This window comes from Bacillus cabrialesii (assembly GCF_004124315.2).
GTDB classification, from domain to species: domain Bacteria; phylum Bacillota; class Bacilli; order Bacillales; family Bacillaceae; genus Bacillus; species Bacillus cabrialesii.
On sequence record NZ_CP096889.1, the window covers coordinates 395,357 to 414,913 of the forward strand.

12 protein-coding genes are annotated in these 19,557 nt (G+C 46.5%); 7 read left to right on the top strand and 5 right to left on the bottom strand.

Going from position 1 to position 19,557, the window contains the following annotated elements; translation table 11 throughout:
* The first annotated feature begins 40 nt into the window (after nucleotides 1-40).
* From EFK13_RS02105 to bglC, 5 genes are all read left to right on the top strand, one after another.
* Nucleotides 41-373: a YckD family protein gene (locus tag EFK13_RS02105; protein WP_129506754.1), complete on the top strand. Its 333-nt coding sequence runs from the start codon at nucleotides 41-43 to the stop codon at nucleotides 371-373.
* 126 nt (nucleotides 374-499) lie between these two features.
* Complete coding sequence (locus tag EFK13_RS02110) at nucleotides 500-922, top strand: MarR family winged helix-turn-helix transcriptional regulator (protein ID WP_129506753.1); 423 nt, start codon at nucleotides 500-502, stop codon at nucleotides 920-922.
* Nucleotides 910-1,251 (top strand): DUF3147 family protein, encoded by a 342-nt coding sequence (locus EFK13_RS02115; protein ID WP_129506752.1) that lies wholly within the window; start codon nucleotides 910-912, stop codon nucleotides 1,249-1,251. The genes EFK13_RS02110 and EFK13_RS02115 overlap by 13 nt, the downstream gene beginning before the upstream one ends.
* Before the next feature lie 19 nt (nucleotides 1,252-1,270).
* Nucleotides 1,271-1,999 carry an AAA family ATPase gene (locus EFK13_RS02120; protein WP_129506751.1) on the top strand — a complete coding sequence of 243 codons (729 nt, stop codon included), beginning with the start codon at nucleotides 1,271-1,273 and terminating at the stop codon, nucleotides 1,997-1,999.
* Between the two features lie 72 nt (nucleotides 2,000-2,071).
* The gene (gene bglC / locus EFK13_RS02125) at nucleotides 2,072-3,505 is read left to right on the top strand and encodes a 6-phospho-beta-glucosidase (protein ID WP_129506750.1); all 1,434 of its coding nucleotides are present in this window, start codon (nucleotides 2,072-2,074) and stop codon (nucleotides 3,503-3,505) included.
* Between the two features lie 36 nt (nucleotides 3,506-3,541).
* Here the strand turns inward: bglC and nin are convergent, their stop codons facing one another.
* The 5 genes from nin to hxlA form a co-directional block, all read right to left on the bottom strand.
* Nucleotides 3,542-3,940 (bottom strand): DNA-entry nuclease inhibitor, encoded by a 399-nt coding sequence (gene nin / locus EFK13_RS02130; protein ID WP_064815182.1) that lies wholly within the window; start codon nucleotides 3,938-3,940, stop codon nucleotides 3,542-3,544.
* 26 nt (nucleotides 3,941-3,966) lie between these two features.
* A complete protein-coding gene (nucA, locus tag EFK13_RS02135) occupies nucleotides 3,967-4,416 on the bottom strand; it encodes a DNA-entry nuclease (protein ID WP_129506749.1) in 450 nt (149 codons plus the stop codon).
* A gap of 174 nt (nucleotides 4,417-4,590) precedes the next feature.
* Nucleotides 4,591-6,315: a methyl-accepting chemotaxis protein TlpC gene (gene tlpC / locus EFK13_RS02140; RefSeq protein WP_129506748.1), complete on the bottom strand. Its 1,725-nt coding sequence runs from the start codon at nucleotides 6,313-6,315 to the stop codon at nucleotides 4,591-4,593.
* A 111-nt stretch (nucleotides 6,316-6,426) separates the two neighbouring features.
* Nucleotides 6,427-6,984 (bottom strand): 6-phospho-3-hexuloisomerase, encoded by a 558-nt coding sequence (gene hxlB, locus EFK13_RS02145; protein ID WP_129506747.1) that lies wholly within the window; start codon nucleotides 6,982-6,984, stop codon nucleotides 6,427-6,429.
* 5 nt (nucleotides 6,985-6,989) lie between these two features.
* The gene (hxlA, locus tag EFK13_RS02150) at nucleotides 6,990-7,622 is read right to left on the bottom strand and encodes a 3-hexulose-6-phosphate synthase (protein ID WP_075750199.1); all 633 of its coding nucleotides are present in this window, start codon (nucleotides 7,620-7,622) and stop codon (nucleotides 6,990-6,992) included.
* Between the two features lie 231 nt (nucleotides 7,623-7,853).
* Here hxlA and hxlR point away from each other — a divergent pair, with 231 nt between their 5' ends.
* Together hxlR and srfAA are read left to right on the top strand one after the other, a co-directional pair.
* On the top strand, nucleotides 7,854-8,216 hold the full coding sequence (gene hxlR, locus EFK13_RS02155) for a transcriptional activator HxlR (protein ID WP_129506746.1): 363 nt from the start codon (nucleotides 7,854-7,856) through the stop codon (nucleotides 8,214-8,216).
* Between the two features lie 572 nt (nucleotides 8,217-8,788).
* A complete protein-coding gene (gene srfAA / locus EFK13_RS02160; protein WP_248894265.1) occupies nucleotides 8,789-19,552 on the top strand; it encodes a surfactin non-ribosomal peptide synthetase SrfAA in 10,764 nt (3,587 codons plus the stop codon).
* Nucleotides 19,553-19,557 lie beyond the last annotated feature (5 nt).

Genomic DNA, 19,557 nt, shown 5'->3' on the forward strand with positions numbered 1-19,557 from the left:
AGCAAAACATATGAAAAATAGGATTGGAGGAATAAATTGGATGAGAAGGATAAAAACCAATATCATCATATTGTTCATAGCCGCAGCTGTCATTTCTCTGGCCGGCACAGCTGAAGCCGCAGAAAAACAGCAGCAGCCTCCCGCAAATGTCACACTGACAGACCAGCAAAAGAAAGAGATTGAACAACTGGAAGCAGAGATTCTAAAAAAGCGCAAAGACGTTATCTCAAAGTATGTACAATACGGTGTCCTGCCTAGAGAAAGAGGAGAACACATCAAAAATCACATGGACAAACACTTTGAAATGATGAAACAAAATGGCTTTGTTCCAAAGCCCCATCCCCATGCGCATAAATTTGAAAAAAGACATTAAGACGGTAAGCATCCAATGGGAATTGGGTGCTTTTTTTATTGTTGAAGATTTGCTGAATGAATATTTCGATAAAAAGTATCGCTATTGATGATTATATCTTATAATAAGATATAAAAAAGGTGTGTAATGAAAATGGATTTCATAGCTAAACTAAATCAGCAGTGGACAGATATATATTATTTACTCCATTACAAACATAAAGATAATATTTCCCACCAGGCAATACGGCTTATGCAGCATATTGAAAAGCAAGGCGAAGCAACAATAGGGGCTTTGGCTGAATATTTGTGTGTCACTCACAATACAGCGTCAGAGCATACTAAACGTTTAATTCAAAAGGGATTTGTAGCTAAACGGCGAAGTCAGCAGGATGAACGAAAGGTATTAGTTTTCTTAACACAAGAAGGAAGATCTATTCTTGAACAGCATACACAGCTAGATAAAGAGAAATTAAAAGAAATAATTGAACGAATGAGCGCATCAGAAAAGGAAATCCTTGAACAGGCGTTTGAACTTTTAAGTAAGGAAGCTAAACAATGGCAGTTTTAAGCAAAATAATCATTTCTGCTTTGATTATCGGTTTTGTCACTGAAATATCAAAAAGGAATCCGACCTATGGGGGAATCATTGCTGCTTTGCCCCTGGTCAGCTTATTAAGTCTTTGTTGGATGCAAATACAGGGTGAAAAAACAGCTCAATTAAGTCAATTTGCATCTGGTGTGCTGACAGGAATCCCTGCTACAGTTTGTTTACTGGCTATTTTGGCGTTTTTGCTGAAAATTCATGTGCCGTTCTGGTTAGCGTTATGCGCTGGAATACTAGGATGGGTTGTGTTTTTATGGATGCAGAAGTTTTTTCTCAATATATTATGTAACTGAGTCATAGAAAGGAGATGCTATGTTTTTAAAAAAGGTTACCCTTCTTCGAGATAAGATTTCGGACTTTGACAAATTTCCTTTTTCTATCCCGGCTATAAGCCAGTTAAATGAAATTTTATTTACTAGCCAAGTGACTTTTTTTGTAGGAGAAAATGGATCTGGCAAATCTACTTTGCTTGAAGCCATAGCAGATAAGTGTGAATTCAATACAGCGGGCGGAAGCCGAAATAATGTCTATGAATTACGAGAGTCAGATTCCCATTTAGGAGATTACATACGTTTATCTTGGCTCCCAAAGGTAGCAAATGGCTTCTTCTTAAGAGCTGAATCGTTTTATCATCTTTCTCTTCATCTGGATGAGATGGAATTGGATGCTCCGCAGCCATACCGCTCTTATGGAGGGAGGCCGCTGCACAAGCAATCACATGGAGAGTCCTTTATGTCTCTATTCCGTCATCGGTTTAAAGAAAAAGCGATTTATCTTTTAGATGAACCAGAAGCGGCACTTTCTCCAGCCAGGCAGCTGGCTTTTTTGAGAGTTATACATGATTTGGTGAGGGGTGGAAATGTCCAGATGATCATTGCGACTCACTCTCCGATCCTGCTGGGCTATCCTAATGCTAATATTTTAAGCTTTGATGGTGGAAGAATACATCATACAGAATATGAGGATACAGAACATGTTCAATTAACACGATATTTTCTTGGACAAAGAGAAAAAATATTGGCTGAGCTGTTCCGTGACTAATATCGAGTTGATATGAAACGCGTTTCATAGCCTATGATAGGTTTATCAAATTATTCAGGAGTGATAAACGCTATGATCCACCAGCATCCAGAATCTTTTCCGAAACATTTTTTGTGGGGCTCTGCTTCTGCAGCGTACCAGATTGAAGGCGCTTGGAACGAAGATGGCAAAGGCCCTTCTGTATGGGATGTGTTTACGAAAATACCGGGCAAAACGTTTAAAGGAACGAACGGCGATATTGCGGTTGACCATTACCACCGTTATAAAGAAGATGTCGCTTTGATGGCTGAGATGGGCTTAAAAGCGTATCGATTTTCCGTCAGCTGGCCGCGGATTTTCCCATGTGGCAAAGGCGAGATCAACGAAGCAGGTCTTGGGTTTTACGATAATCTGATCGATGAATTACTTTCTCATAACATCGAGCCGGTTCTGACTTTATATCACTGGGATCTGCCTCAGGCGCTTATGGACGAGTATGGCGGCTTTGAATCAAGAAACATCATAGAAGATTTTAATAATTACTGTATTACTCTTTATAAGCGTTTTGGTGATAGAGTGAAATATTGGGTTACATTAAACGAACAGAACTACAATTTTAATCACGGCTTTATTACAGCCATGCATCCGCCTGGAGTGAAAGACAGAAAGCGATTTTATGAAGCAAACCATATTGCGTTTCTGGCTAATGCGAAAGCCATTGAATCTTTTAGAGAATATGTGCCTGAAGGCAAAATCGGTCCAAGCTTTGCTTATTCTCCGGCATACCCCTTATCCAGCCATCCAGAGGATATACTGGCATTTGAAAACGCTGAAGAGTTTATGAACAATTGGTGGCTTGATATGTATTGCTGGGGAACCTACCCGCAAATTCCTTTCCGTTATCTCGAAAAACAAGGGTGGGCGCCGACAATCGAAACGGGAGATATGGAGCTGCTCGCCAAAGGAAAGCCTGATTTTGTAGGTGTTAATTATTATCAGACGATCACCTACGAACGAAATCCGCTTGATGGTGTGTCGGAAGGGAAAATGAATACGACAGGCCAAAAGGGGACCAACCAGGAAACAGGGATACCCGGAGTGTTCAAAACGAAAAAAAATCCGCACCTGACAACGAGCAACTGGGATTGGACAATTGACCCAATTGGATTGCGTAGCGGTCTTCGCCGAATTACAAGCCGCTACCAGCTTCCAGTGTTTATAACAGAAAACGGTTTAGGCGAATTTGATAAAGTTGAGGACGGCACTGTTCAGGATGATTATCGAATTGATTATTTGCGTTCGCATCTTGAGCAATGCAGACAAGCCATTAGCGACGGTGTCGATTTGATCGGATATTGCAGCTGGTCGTTTACTGATCTGTTAAGCTGGCTGAACGGCTACCAAAAACGATACGGATTTGTATATGTCAATCGCGATGAAGAAAATACACATGATTTAAAACGCTTAAAGAAAAAAAGCTTTTATTGGTATCAGGATGTAATCAAGACGAACGGAGAAAGTTTATAAAGAGCCCCTGAGAGTTATTCTCTCAGGGCTTTTTCATTACACAGAAACAGCATCAATAATATAAGTGTCTGCGTGAAGATCTGACATTTCAGCCGGCACAGTCCAGCATGTCAATTGATAGTCTCCTTTAGGAAGATCAAAGGAAAGTCTTTTAGACATAATGCTTTCAATTTCAATTCCGTTTTCTGTGACATGAAAAGGAACAGTCACTTTTTTTTCGTAGGAGTTTACAGTTTCTGAACTGTTCAGGCGCAAAAGAATAAAGGCCTTTGCATTTCTCTGTGCTTCAAACGAAATCGCTCCGTCGGCCGCAGCATATCCTTTTTCAATCGCTTCGTCAGTCCAATCCATTACAGGAGGTGCGGAATCCTTTTGAAATACAGTAAATTGATGATATGAAATCGACAGTTCTTGCGGCTTCCATGACTTGATCAATGTGCTGTTCCTCCTCTGTTAACTGTTTATTGAATGGTGAATAAAACCTTTGTGCCGTCTGGATAATCGGTCAGCTGATGCCCGACCCAGGAGCCTGCGCCGCGGTTGTCAGCGGGAGAAATATATTCTACAGAAGCCCCCTCGCCGCCTTCTTTGCACATGGCCATTGGCCATTCATCTCTGTCATACCCCGTTTTTGACGGTACGTCTTTTAATGATTGCTCGCGGCGTTCCTCAGCTCCGTCTCTGTCAATGGTGCACACATCTGAGTGCCCCTCATTTATCGCATCCTTAATATGTTTGGCCGTTTCAGGATAACGGTCAGAAGGGAAGGCGATTGTTTCATCATATTCTTTAGTTTGAGACGTTTTTTGATCAGCTGAGAAAAAGTCTCCCTTTATCAGGCCGATTGTTGCAGCTGCTATGACGGCGATGACGAGAAGTATCGTTTTTATGATGTCCATCGTGATGTTCACCTCCCGCTTTTTAGCAACTTTAAAACTGACCCAAGAGTAATCCAGAAAGCGTTTGGTGTAAAGATTAAAATTTTATGTTTTGCACTCAGTTTATTGCTGAAATCGTAATTTTAGCAGATCGAAATATTTATTTTCAGTAAAATACCATTGTCAATTTACAATAATGATAATGAGTCATCGGCTGTTTTCGGGTTGATCAATCATTTTAAATTGGCTTATGATACCGGTAAGCTCCTCGGCTAATTGAGATAGCGTTTCAGAAGCTGCAGTAATCTCTTCCATTGCAGCAAATTGCTCCTCTGTTAATGCTGCCGCTTGCCGTGTATTTTCTGTAGACTCTTTAATGTCGGCTGTATTGGCTGTAAAGGATTCGTTTATTTGATGTGCACTTTCTGAAATGTTAGATACAGATGCTGATAGATCACTGATCTCGACACTGATTTCACCTGTTGCGGCTGCAATTTCCTTAAATGCATTTCTGGTGCGCTGGATCATGCTGACACCTTCCGCAGCCTCTGTTTTCACATGCTCAATAGATCTTGCTGATTTGTCCATATCATTTTGTGTTTCTGCGATCAGTTTTGAAATCTGTCCCGCAGACTGCTGAGATTCTTCCGCTAATTTACGTACTTCATCAGCAACAACAGCAAAGCCTTTGCCATGTTCACCTGCTCTGGCAGCTTCAATCGCTGCATTCAGAGCAAGCAAGTTTGTCTGATCGGCAATTTGGGTGATGACGGATAAGATTTGCTCAATTTGTTTAGAGCGGCCGTCCAGCTGCTGTATGATTTCTCCGCTTTTCTGGATCGAATCGTGAATCGCGTCCATTTGTGCCTGTACATCTGAAATTTCTTTTTGCCCAATGTCGGCTTTTGATTGTGCAAGCTGTCCTTTGTCAGCAATAGCAGCAGTATTAGAAGATATATCCCGGATGTCTGCTGAAGCTTGTTTTAATGAGCTTTCACTGTTTTCAATTCTAGTGATCTGATGCTGGGCACCATTTGCAATCTGCTGTACAGCTTCTGTAATCTTTTCTGAAGCTTGATTTGTCTCTTCTGCTCCCGCTGATAGCTGCTGAGAGGCTGACGCAAGCTGAAGCGCTGATTGCTGTACGGTTTGGATGGTATCGTTCAGTTTTATTCTCATTTTATTGTAATAGACGCTGAGTTCTGATAGCTCGTCACCGGATTTGTCTGACACCTCTATTGTCATATCTCCGTTTCCGGCACTTTCAAAGGCGCGTTTTAAAGCGTTCAGCCGCTTATTGATTCTCTTGGTGAAAAGCAGGACGAGGATGACTGATACAATGATAACGATAACAAGAACGATAGCGAATTGAGTGAAGAGTGATTGCGTTAGTGATGCTAAAATGCTTTGATTGGCTCCGGTATACAGCATCCCGATGATGTCACCGTTTTTATCTTTTAAAGGCATGTATGCCGTCTGATAAGAAGAACCTGCCACGTCTGCTTGTCCGTAGAATCGTTTTCCGCTCTTTAAAACAGCGTCAGTAACTTCAGAAGAAGCCTGGGTGCCAACAGCTCTTTCTCCGTTTTTCATGACATTGGTTGCAACACGAGTATCCTGTTGGAAAATGGTTACGGTATCACCTGTTTTTTTGCCAAGCAAATCAACGATGTCTTCATTTCCGTTGATTTGTGTCTGTCCTTTATATAGCTTATTGTTTTTGATCTGCCAGTCCCCTGACATGACACCATCAATATAAGCGCTGCTTAAAGCGAGATCGCCCTTCGCTTTTTCAGTTGCCATTTGTTTCATGCTTTCTGTAATTTCCTTAAGCATCACAGTGCCGACTGAAGCTGAAAACAAAAGAATAATTACGAAAACCAGGCAAAGAATTTTTGTTCCTAGTTTAAGCTTTAGTTGTTTTATCAACATAACTCCTCCTTTTTATGATTTGCGGGTCATATTACTTATCGGGTTTTTGGGATTAAAGTTTTATTTAGAGCATAATAAAACCGGCCTGATCTTCAGGCCGGTTGTGTGACGCTATTCAAGGTTTGCGTGGTGAGTAAACATGGTTTCAGAATCGAGCCCTTTTTTCTCCATGAGTTTTAAAATCACTGCGTCATAGAACAGCAGCAACGTTTGCTCAAATAATGATCCCATTGGCTGTATGGTTTTATGGCTTCCGTTTGACTGGTCTTTAGGAGAACCAGGCATTTTGACGATGAGATCCGCTTGTTTTCCAATGCTCGAATCCGGATTAATGGTTAAAGCGGCAACGATTCCGTGTAAGCTTTTTGCTTTTGCCGCTGTATGGATCAGGCTCTTTGTTTCACCTGATCCTGAACCGATAATGACGAGATCTCCTTCGCTGAGCGGCGGAGTGAGAATCTCACCGACAATATGGGCGTTGAAGCCCATGTGCATCAATCTCATCGCGAAGGATTTTGCCATTAGGCCAGACCGCCCCGCGCCAGCAGTGAAAATTTGATTGGATGAAAGAATGTGATCGGCAAGCTGGTCAGCTTCTTCATCAGAAATATAAGCCGCTGAACGGTGTAACTCATTGAGAATTTCCGTTACGTATTCAGTCGTTTTCATATGATTTATCCTTGGGCAATAAGCTGTTTCATTTTTGAAGCTGTTTCTGCTTTGTCGGCTGCGCTTGTAATTCCGCCTCCAACAATGACAAGGTCAGGATTTTGCTTGATTACTTCAGGAAGTGTATCAAGTTTGATGCCGCCCGCAATTGCGGTTTTTGCGTTTTTTACGGTATTTTTGATTGTCGTTAATTCTTCAAAAGAGTTTTTGCCCTCTGCTTGAAGATCATATCCAGTGTGGACGCAGATGTAGTCAACACCGAGTGCGTCAATTTCTTTCGCGCGGGATTCAATATCTTTTACGTTAATCATGTCCACTAAGATTTTCTTCTTTTGTTTTTTGGCTTCTTCTACTGCACCTTTAATCGTGGCGTCGTCTGTAGCCCCTAAAACGGTGATGATGTCAGCGCCCGCTTCCGACGCTTTCATGATTTCGTATCCGCCGGCATCCATGATTTTCAGGTCTGCCAGAACTTTCAATTGTGGAAACGCTTCTTTTACTTCTTTAACGGCTCTGAGGCCTTCATTAATGACAACCGGTGTTCCGATCTCAACCACGTCGATGTATTGTTCCACTTCTTTGACGAGCTCGATGGCTTCCGGGATGTTGACGAGGTCTAATGCTAGCTGTAATTCCATTGTTGATCCACTTCCTTTTTCGAATTTATTTTTCATTCTATAGGTTCCCTCTTTTGATGAGAAGTAGGCACTTTGAAGTCAACTAGTTACTTGGAGGATACTGTGAGGAGGGGCAATCAGATTTCTTTCGATTGGTTTTATGAGTGAGTATAATAAAAAGAAGTCTGCAAAAAAGTAAGTAAGTGATGATACGTATTTAACATATAAAAAGTACACTAGGGGGGATTTCTTTTGAGCCGGATGGACGACAAAAGGTTTAATTGTGAGAAAGAATTAACGCTTGCCGTGATCGGCGGTAAATGGAAAATGCTCATTTTGTGGCATTTGGGAAAAGAAGGAACAAAACGGTTCAATGAATTAAAAACGCTGATTCCTGATATTACGCAGAAAATCCTCGTGAATCAGTTGAGGGAGCTTGAGCAGGATTTGATTGTTCATAGGGAAGTGTATCCGGTTGTCCCGCCGAAGGTTGAATATTCCTTGACCCCGCAAGGAGAAAGCCTGATGCCTATTCTTGATGCTATGTATGAGTGGGGGAAAGGCTATATGGAATTGATTGATATGGACAAAAACGTCATTAAGGAATCGTTGTAAGGCGCTCTTCGCAAGGGTGTCTTTTTTTTGCCTGTTTTTCGGTTTTTGCGTGGCGATTAGATACATGTAAAGGTTGTAAATGGTTTTCAACAATAAAGGAGATTGAAGGTGACGTCCTGTCTTAAAGATTTTTATTTTTCTGTAAATAATGTTTAGTGGAAATTATTGCGGTATGCCGCAAAAATATCCCAGTAAATAAACTGGAATCTTTCGGTATCCCGCATGAAACTTTTCACCCATTTTTCGGTGATAAAAACATTTTTTTCATTTAAAGTGAACGATAGAAAGGTAAAAAATATTGAAAACAATGAATAAATAGCCAAAAATGTTTCCAACTGGGATGAAGGGCTTTGCGGTCTTTATCCGCTTGCGTTAGACGCCGGGATGATGATTGGCGGCGGCCTTTTGATAGCGGCAATTTGTTTTTTTGTTTGGATGCACTGCTTTTTAAGCGTAGTACTTTGGGCTTTTTTGTCTGTTAGTTCATATGGATTAAAAGCTTATGTGGATAAGAAAGGGAAATATGCTGCACATGTTCACTGCTTATTGAAGATTAGGGGAGGTATGAAAATATGGAAATAACTTTTTACCCTTTAACGGAAGCACAAAAACGAATTTGGTATACAGAAAAATTTTATCCTCAGACGAGCATTTCGAATCTCGCGGGGATTGGCAAGCTGGTTTCAACTGAAAGGGTTGACCGGATGCTTGTTGAGCGGGCAATTCAAGAGTTTATCCGCAGAAATGACGCCATGCGCCTTCGTTTGCGGCTCGATGAAAACGGAGAGCCCGTTCAATATATAAGCGAGTATCGGCCTGTTGATATAAAACATACAGACACCACAGGAGATCCGAATGCGAGAGAGACTATTTCACAATGGGGCCGGGAAGAAACGGGAAAACCTTTGCCGCTGTATGATTGTGACTTGTTCCGTTTTTCCTTGTTCACCATTCAGGAAAATGAAGTGTGGTATTACGTAAATGTTCATCATGTGATCTCTGATGGAATCTCTATGAATATTCTCGGAAATGCGATCATGCACATTTACTTAGAATTAGCCGGCGGCTTAGAAACAAAAGCAGGAATCTCGCATTCATTTATCGATCATGTTTTATCTGAACAGGACTATGCTCAATCGAAGCGGTTTGAAAAGGACAAGGCGTTTTGGAACAAGCAATTCGAATCGGTGCCGGAGCTTGTTTCCTTGAAACGGAATGCGTCTGCGGGAGGAAGCTTGGATGCTGAGAGGTTTTCTAAGGACGTGCCTGAAGCACTTCATCAGCAGCTTCTATCGTTTTGTGAGACAAACAAGGTCAGTGTTCTGTCGGTGTTTCAGTCGGTGCTCGCCGCCTATTTATACAGAGTCAGCGGCCAGAATGATGTCGTGACGGGAACCTTTATGGGCAACCGGACAAATGCGAAAGAAAAGCAGATGCTTGGCATGTTTGTTTCCACGGTTCCGCTTCGGACAAACATTGACGGCGGGCAGGCGTTTTTAGATTTTGTCAAAGACCGGATGAAGGATCTTATGAAGACGCTTCGTCACCAAAAGTATCCGTATAACCTTCTGATCAACGATTTGCGTGAAACAAAGAGCTCTCTGACCAAGCTGTTTACAGTATCTCTTGAATATCAAGTGATGCAGTGGCAGAAAGAAGAGGATCTTGCCTTTTTGACTGAGCCGATTTTCAGCGGCAGCGGATTAAATGATGTCTCAATTCATGTAAAGGATCGATGGGATACTGGGAAACTCACCATTGATTTTGATTACCGCACTGATTTATTTTCACGTGAAGAAATCAAAATTGTTTGTGAACGCATGATTACGATGCTGGAGAACGCGTTATCGCATCCAGACCATGCAATTGATGAATTAACGTTGATTTCTGAAGCGGAGAAAGAGAAGCTGCTTGCGAGAGCCGTCGGTGAATCAGTCAGCTATCGCAAGGAAATGACAATTCCAGAGCTGTTCCAAGAACAGGCTGAGCTGCTTTCTGATCATCCAGCGGTTGTGTTTGAAGGTCGCACATTGTCCTATCGAACGTTACATGAACAATCAGCACGCATCGCCAATGTGCTGAAACAGAAAGGTGTTGGCCCGGACAGTCCTGTCGCGGTTCTGCTTGAACGTTCTGAACGCATGATTACGTCTATCATGGGGATTTTAAAAGCCGGCGGAGCCTATGTGCCGATTGATCCTGAGTTTCCTGCCGAGCGCATTCAATATATTTTGGAGGACTGCGGCGCGGACTTTATCCTGACAGAATCGAAGGTTGCGGCTCCTGCGGCCGATGCTGAGCTGATTGATTTTGACTGGGCGATTGCGGAAGGTGCAGAAAGCCTGACTGCAGATGTGAACGCACGGAACCTTGCCTACATTATTTACACATCGGGAACAACCGGACGTCCGAAAGGCGTAATGATCGAGCATCGCCAGGTTCATCATTTGGTTGAGTCTCTGCAGCAGACAATTTATCAAAGCGGCAGCCAGGCGCTGCGGATGGCATTGCTTGCGCCGTTCCACTTTGATGCGTCAGTGAAGCAGATTTTCGCGTCGCTTCTTTTGGGACAAACCCTTTATATTGTACCGAAGAAAACAGTGACGAACGGATCTGCCCTTGCTGCATATTATCGCAAACACGACATTGAAGCGACAGACGGAACACCGGCCCATCTGCAAATGCTGATCGCGGCGGGCGATTTTGAAGGCCTCAAGCTGAAGCATATGCTGATCGGAGGAGAGGGGCTATCATCTGTTGTTGCGGACAAGCTGCTGAAGCTGTTTAAAGAAGCAGGCACAGCGCCGCGTTTGACCAATGTGTACGGGCCGACTGAAACGTGTGTTGACGCATCCGTTCATCCGGTGAGCACGGAGAGTGCCGTTCATTCAGCGTATGTGCCGATCGGGAAAGCGCTGGGGAATAACCGCTTATATATTTTGGATCAAAAAGGCCGTCTCCAGCCTGAAGGCGTGGCGGGCGAGCTTTATATCGCGGGCGACGGTGTCGGCCGAGGCTATTTGCATTTGCCTGATTTGACGGCTGAGAAGTTTTTGCAAGATCCATTCGTTCCAGGCGATCGCATGTATCGTACCGGAGACGTGGTGCGCTGGCTGCCAGATGGAACAATCGAATATTTAGGCAGAGAGGATGACCAGGTCAAAGTCCGCGGATACCGGATTGAGCTCGGAGAAATTGAAGCCGTGATTCAGCAGGCGCCAGACGTTGCGAAAGCCGTTGTTTTGGCACGTCCTGACGAACAGGGGAATCTTGAGGTTTGCGCATATGTTGTGCAGAAGCCATGCAGCGAATTTGTTCCGGCAAGCCTGCGGGAGCATGCGGCCAGACAGCTTCCTGATTATATGGTGCCGGCTTACTTTACAGAGATCACAGAAATTCCGCTCACGCCAAGCGGTAAAGTCGACCGCCGCAAGCTGTTTGCGCTGGAGGTGAAGGCGGTCAGCGGCACGGCCTATACAGCGCCGCGCAATGAGACGGAAAAAGCAATCGCAGCCATTTGGCAGGATGTGCTGAATGTTGAGAAGGCGGGGATCTTTGACAATTTCTTTGAAACGGGCGGGCATTCTTTGAAGGCCATGACGCTTTTAACAAAGATTCACAAGGAAACAGGCGTTGAGATTCCGCTTCAATTTTTGTTTGAGCATCCGACAATTGCCTCTCTTGCGGAGGAAGCTGATCACAGAGAAAGCCGGGCTTTTGCGGCGATTGAACCTGCCGAAAAACAGGAGCATTACCCGCTTTCCTTGGCACAGCAGCGAACATATATCGTCAGCCAGTTCGAGGATGCCGGAGTCGGATACAACATGCCGGCGGCAGCGATTTTGGAAGGGCCTCTAGACATTCAAAAGCTGGAGCGTGCATTTCAAGAGTTAATCCGCCGCCACGAGTCGTTGAGAACGTCATTTGTTCTGGAAAACAGCACGCCGAGACAGAACATTCATGACAGCGTCAATTTCAACATCGAGATGATTGATAGAGGCGGCCGTTCCGATGAGGCGGTTATGACGTCATTTGTCCGGAGATTTGACTTGGCGAAAGCGCCGCTGTTCAGAATCGGCTTGATGGAGCTTGGAGAGAACCGACATATGCTGCTGTTTGACATGCACCATTTGATTTCTGACGGTGTCTCCATCGGCATTATTTTGGAGGAGTTAGCACGGTTATACAAAGGCGAACAGCTTCCTGAGCTTCGTATTCAATATAAGGATTACGCCGTGTGGCAAAGCGGTCAGGCTGCTGAAGGGTACCAGAAGGACCGGGCGTATTGGAAGGAAGTCTTTGCGGGCGAGCTTCCTGTGCTTCAGCTTCTGTCCGATTATCCGAGACCGCCTGTGCAAAGCTTTGAAGGGGACCGGGTATCAATCAAGCTGGATGCGGGATTGAAGGATCGCTTGCATCGTTTGGCTGAACAAAATGGCTCCACGTTATATATGGTGATGCTGTCCGCTTACTACACGCTTTTGTCAAAGTATACGGGACAGGATGACATCATTGTCGGGACGCCGTCGGCAGGCAGAAACCACTCCGATACAGAGGGCATCGTCGGGATGTTCGTCAATACGCTCGCGATTCGCGGCGAAGTGAAGCAGGATGAGACGTTTACCCGATTGATCGCGCGTGTCCGCAAACAGGTGCTGGATGCCTTTTCTCATCAGGACTATCCGTTTGAGTGGCTTGTAGAAGATTTGAACATCCCGCGTGATGTAAGCAGACATCCTCTGTTTGACACGATGTTCAGTCTTCAAAATGCGACAGAGGGCATTCCGGCTGTCGGCGATCTGGCCTTGTCTGTTCATGAGACCAACTTCAAGATTGCCAAATTTGATTTGACGTTGCAGGCGAGAGAAACCGATGAGGGCATTGAGATTGATTTGGATTACAGCACGAAGCTGTTTAAGCAAAGCACGGCTGACAGGCTGCTCAACCATTTTGCGCGTTTGCTTGAAGATGCTGCGGCTGAGCCTGAGAAACAGATATCTGAATACAAACTTCTTTCTGAAGAGGAGGCTGCTTCGCAAATTTCGCGGTTTAACCCGGAAAGAACTCCTTACCCGAAAGACAAAACGATTGTTCAGCTGTTTGAGGAGCAAGCGGCGAAAACACCGGACCATCCGGCGCTTCAATATGAAGGCGAATCACTCACTTATCGTGAGCTGAATGAGCGTGCCAATCGGTTAGCGCGCGGCATTCTTTCGCTTGGAGCGGGAGAAGGAAGAACAGCGGCTGTCTTATGCGAGCGGTCAATGGACATGATTGTCTCGATCCTCGCCGTTTTAAAAGCTGGCTCGGCTTATGTTCCGATTGATCCGGAACACCCGATTCAGCGGATGCAGCATTTCTTCCGTGACAGCGGGGCGAAGGTGCTTCTCACCCAGAAGACATTAAAGGCTTTAGCAGAAGAAGCGGAATTTGGCGGCGTTATCGTGCTTGCAGATGAGGAAGAAAGTTATCATGCCGATGCGCAAAATCTCGCGCTGCCTCTTGATTCTGCGGCGATGGCCAACCTGACGTATACTTCCGGAACGACAGGAACACCGAAGGGAAACATCGTGACGCATGCCAATATTCTGCGCACAGTAAAGGAAACGAATTATCTCAGCATTACAGAACAGGATACGATTCTCGGTCTTTCCAATTACGTGTTTGACGCGTTTATGTTCGATATGTTCGGCTCTTTGTTAAACGGCGCCAAGCTGGTGCTGATACCGAAGGAAACCGTTTTGGACATGGCTCGCCTGTCCCGCGTCATTGAACGGGAGAACATCAGCATTCTCATGATTACGACCGCTTTGTTCCACCTGCTTGTGGATTTGAATCCGGCGTGCTTGTCTACGCTGAGAAAGATTATGTTTGGCGGGGAGCGGGCTTCGGTTGAGCATGTGAGAAAAGCTTTGCAAATGGTCGGAAAGGGCAAGCTGCTTCACATGTACGGGCCGTCTGAAAGCACGGTTTTCGCAACGTATCATCCGGTTGATGAATTGGAGGAGCATACGCTGTCTGTTCCGATTGGAAAACCGGTCAGCAATACGGAAGTATACATCCTTGACCGGGCTGGACACGTGCAGCCTGCCGGGATCGCCGGGGAGCTATGCGTGAGTGGAGAAGGTCTTGTGAAAGGCTATTACAACCGTCCGGAGCTGACTGAGGAGAAATTCGTTCCGCATCCGTTTACATCCGGCGAACGCATGTATAAAACGGGTGACCTTGCCAGATGGCTGCCGAATGGCGACATCGAATTTATCGGCCGGATCGACCATCAGGTGAAAATCCGCGGACAGCGTATCGAGCTTGGAGAAATCGAACATCAGCTGCAAACCCACGATCGCGTGCAGGAGACTGTCGTGCTTGCTGTTGATCAAGGCGCAGGAGACAAACTGCTCTGCGCGTACTTTGTCGGAGAGGGAGAAATCTCATCTCATGAGCTGAGAGAGCATGCGGCGAAGGATCTGCCGGCTTATATGGTTCCTGCGGTGTTTATCCAAATGGACGAGCTGCCGCTGACCGGGAACGGAAAAATCGACCGGAGAGCGCTGCCGCTTCCTGATGCCAGCGTGTCAAGAGGTGTTTCATATGTTGCGCCTCGCAATGAAACGGAACAAAAAGTCGCAGACATTTGGGCACAGGTGCTTCAGGCTGAACAAGTCGGCGTTTATGACCACTTCTTTGACATCGGCGGACATTCATTAGCAGGCATGAAGATGCTTGCCTTGATTCATCAGGAACTGGGTGTCGAGCTGTCACTTAAAGATCTCTTCCAGTCACCGACGGTTGAGGGCTTGGCACAGGTGATTGCCTCTACTGAAAAAGGGACAGCCGTCAGCATCAGCCCGGCAAACAAACAAGATACGTACCCTGTTTCTTCACCGCAAAAACGGATGTATGTCCTTCAGCAGCTTGAAGATGCGCAAACGAGCTATAACATGCCGGCGGTTCTGCGCCTGACAGGTGAGCTTGATGTTGAAAAGCTAAACAGCGTCATGCAGCAGTTAATGCAGCGTCATGAAGCCTTGAGGACCACATTTGAAATAAAAGATGGAGAAACGGTACAGCGGATCTGGGAAGAGGCTGAGTGTGAGATAGCTTATTTCGAAGCCCCGGAAGAAGAGACAGAGCGAATCGTTTCTGAGTTTATTAAGCCTTTCAAAATCGACCAACTTCCACTGTTCAGAATAGGGCTGATCAAGCATTCAGACACTGAGCATGTGCTGCTGTTCGATATGCATCATATTATTTCTGACGGTACGTCTGTCGGTGTGCTGATTGAGGAGCTTTCGAAGCTGTACGATGGAAAAACCCTTGAGCCGCTCCGTATTCAATATAAGGATTATGCCGTGTGGCAGCAGCAGTTCATTCAGTCTGAGCTTTATAAGAAGCAAGAGGAGCATTGGCTGAAGGAGCTGGACGGAGATCTGCCGGTGCTGACACTTCCGACTGACTATAGCCGGCCTGCGGTTCAAACGTTTGAGGGAGACCGCATTGCATTTTCATTGGAAGCAGGCAAAGCTGCTGCTCTGCGCAGACTTGCAAATGAAACGGATTCCACACTGTACATGGTGCTTCTGGCTTCATACAGTGCGTTTTTATCAAAACTAAGCGGGCAACACGATATCATCGTCGGTTCACCTGTAGCCGGACGATCTCATGCGGACCTCAGCCAAGTCATCGGAATGTTCGTCAACACATTGGCGCTGCGCACGTATCCGAAGGGTGAAAAAACGTTTGCTGACTATCTTCGCGAAGTGAAAGAAACAGCACTCAGCGCTTTTGAAGCGCAGGATTACCCGCTTGAGGATCTGATCGGGAACTTACAGGTTCAGCGTGACATAAGCAGAAACCCGTTATTCGATGCCGTATTTTCAATGCAAAATGCGAACATCAAGGATTTAACGATGAAAGGGATTCAGCTTGAGCCTCATCCGTTTGAACGGAAAACAGCCAAGTTTGATATCACGCTGACGGCTGACGAAACCGATGGCGGGCTTACGTTCGTGCTTGAATATAATACAGCGCTGTTTAAGCCTGAAACAATCGAACGATGGAAGCGATACTGGATGCAGCTTCTAGACGCGGTCACCGATAACCTGAACCAGCCGCTTTCCAGCCTGTCGCTCGTCACTGAAACAGAAAAACAAACGCTTCTCGACGCATGGAAGGGCAAAACGCTGCCTGTTCCGACAGATAAAACCGTCCATCAGTTATTCGAAGAAACGGCTCTGCGCCACAAAGACCGCCCGGCCGTCACGTACAACGGCCAGTCATGGACGTACGGCGAGCTGAATGCCAAGGCGAATCGCCTTGCCCGAATTCTGATCGACTGCGGCGTCCGTGCGGATGAGCGCGTCGGCGTTCTCACGAAGCCGTCGCTGGAAATGTCCGCCGCGGTGCTCGGCGTCTTAAAGGCGGGAGCGGCGTTTGTGCCGATTGATCCTGACTATCCGGATCAGCGGATTGACTATATTTTACAGGATAGCGGCGCGAAGCTTCTCTTGAAGCAGGAAGGCCTTTCAGTTCCGGATAGCTTCTCGGGAGACGTCATTCTTCTCGACGGGGACCGCACGATTCTAAGCCTGCCGCTTGATGAAAACGACGAAGAAAACCCGCTTACAGCTGCAAAAGCGGAGAACCTCGCGTACATGATTTACACGTCGGGAACGACCGGACAGCCGAAGGGTGTCATGGTCGAGCACCATGCGCTTGTGAACCTGTGCTTCTGGCACCACGACGCGTTCAACATGACAGCGGAGGACCGCAGTGCGAAGTACGCGGGCTTCGGATTCGACGCTTCCATTTGGGAGATGTTCCCGACTTGGACGATCGGCGCCGAGCTTCACGTCATTGATGAAGCGATCCGCCTCGATATCGTCCGCCTGAATGACTATTTCGAAACGAACGGCGTGACGATTACATTCCTGCCGACGCAGCTGGCGGAACAGTTCATGGAGCTTGAGAACACATCACTGCGCGTATTGCTCACAGGCGGGGACAAGCTGAAGCGTGCGGTCAAACAGCCGTACACGCTCGTCAACAACTACGGGCCGACAGAAAACACAGTCGTCGCTACAAGCACTGAGATCAATCCGGAGGAAGGCTCGCTTTCCATCGGGCAGGCGATCGCCAATACGAGAGTGTACATTCTCGGTGAGGGCAATCAGGTGCAGCCGGAAGGCGTAGCCGGGGAGCTTTGCGTGGCGGGACGCGGACTGGCGCGAGGCTATCTGAATCGAGAAGACGAAACCGCGAAGCGGTTTGTCGCTGATCCGTTTGTGCCGGGTGACCGCATGTACCGCACCGGCGATTTGGTGAAATGGGTGAACGGCGGCATCGAATACATCGGACGGATCGACCAGCAGGTCAAGGTCCGCGGCTACCGGATCGAGCTGTCGGAAATCGAAGTCCAGCTCGCCCAGCTTTCTGAGGTGCAGGATGCGGCGGTGACAGCCGTCAAAGACAAAGGCGGCAATACAGCGATCGCGGCTTATGTGACACCGGAAACAGCTGACATAGAGGCGCTGAAATCAGCACTGAAGGAAACTCTGCCGGACTACATGATCCCGGCGTTCTGGGTGACGCTAAACGAGCTTCCGGTTACGGCAAACGGCAAAGTAGACCGCAAAGCCCTGCCTGAGCCGGACATCGAAGCGGGAAGCGGAGAATACAAAGCGCCGGCAACCGACATGGAAGAGCTGCTTGTCGGTATCTGGCAGGATGTGCTCGGCATTCCGGAGATCGGGGTCAGCGACAATTTCTTCTCACTCGGCGGAGATTCCATCAAAGGAATCCAAATGGCGAGCCGCTTAAACCAGCACGGCTGGAAGCTGGAAATGAAAGACCTCTTCCAGCACCCGACGATCGAGGAGCTGACCCAATACGTGGAGCGTGCCGAAGGCAAACAAGCGGACCAAGGCCCGGTGGAGGGCGAAGTCATCCTGACGCCGATTCAGCGCTGGTTCTTTGAAAAGAACTTCACGAACAAGCACCACTGGAACCAATCGGTGATGCTTCACGCCGCGAAGGGCTTTGACCCTGAACGGGTGGAGAAAACATTGCAGGCGCTGATCGAGCATCATGACGCACTCCGCATGGTTTACCGTGAGGAGCCGAAAGATGTCGTTCAATATAACAGAGGACTTAAAGCTGCTTCAGCTCAATTGGAGATCATCCACATCGAGGGCCAAGCGAAAGATCATGAAGACCGCATAGAGAGAGAAGCGGAGCGTTTACAAAGCAGCATCGACTTGCAGGAAGGCGACTTGTTAAAAGCAGGCTTGTTCCAAGCGGAAGACGGAGACCACTTGCTTCTTGTCATTCACCACTTAGTGGTTGACGGCGTGTCGTGGCGGATTTTACTGGAGGATTTCGCCGCGGTTTATACACAGCTTGAGCAAGACAATGAACCACCGGTTCTCCCGCAGAAAACACATTCATTTGCGGAGTATGCAGAGAGATTGCAAGACTTCGCGAACTCCAAGGCCTTTTTGAAAGAAAAAGAGTATTGGAGACAGCTTGAAGAACAGACTGTCGCGGCAAAGCTTCCGAAGGATCGCGAATCTGGTGATCAGCGAATGAAACATACAAAGACAATCGAATTCACGCTGACTGCTGAAGAGACAGAACAGCTCACCACAAAGGTGCACGAGGCATATCACACAGAAATGAATGATATTTTGCTGACGGCATTCGGATTGGCGATGAAGGAGTGGACAGGTCAGGATCAAGTAAGTGTTCATTTAGAGGGGCATGGACGTGAAGAAATCATAGAAGACCTGACTATTTCCCGCACAGTCGGCTGGTTTACGAGTATGTACCCGATGGTGCTCGATATGAAGCATGCGGATGATCTGGGCTACCAGCTGAAGCAAATGAAAGAAGATATCAGACATGTACCGAACAAGGGTGTCGGGTATGGCATCCTGCGCTATCTGACGGCGCCGGAACATAAAGAAGAGATGGCGTTCTCGATTCAGCCGGATGTCAGCTTTAACTATTTAGGGCAGTTCGATGACATGTCGGATGCAGGCTTGTTCACGAGATCAGAGCTGCCGTCAGGACAGTCGTTAAGCCCGGAAACAGAAAAACCGAACGCGCTTGATGTTGTCGGATATATCGAAAACGGAAAACTGACGATGTCACTGGCCTATCATTCTCTCGAATTTCATGAAAAAACAGTACAGACATTCAGCGACAGCTTTAAAGCGCATCTTCTCAGAGTCATTGAACATTGCCTATCTCAAGATGGAACGGAACTTACGCCGAGTGACCTTGGCGATGATGATTTGACGCTGGATGAGCTGGATAAATTAATGGAAATTTTCTAATAGAG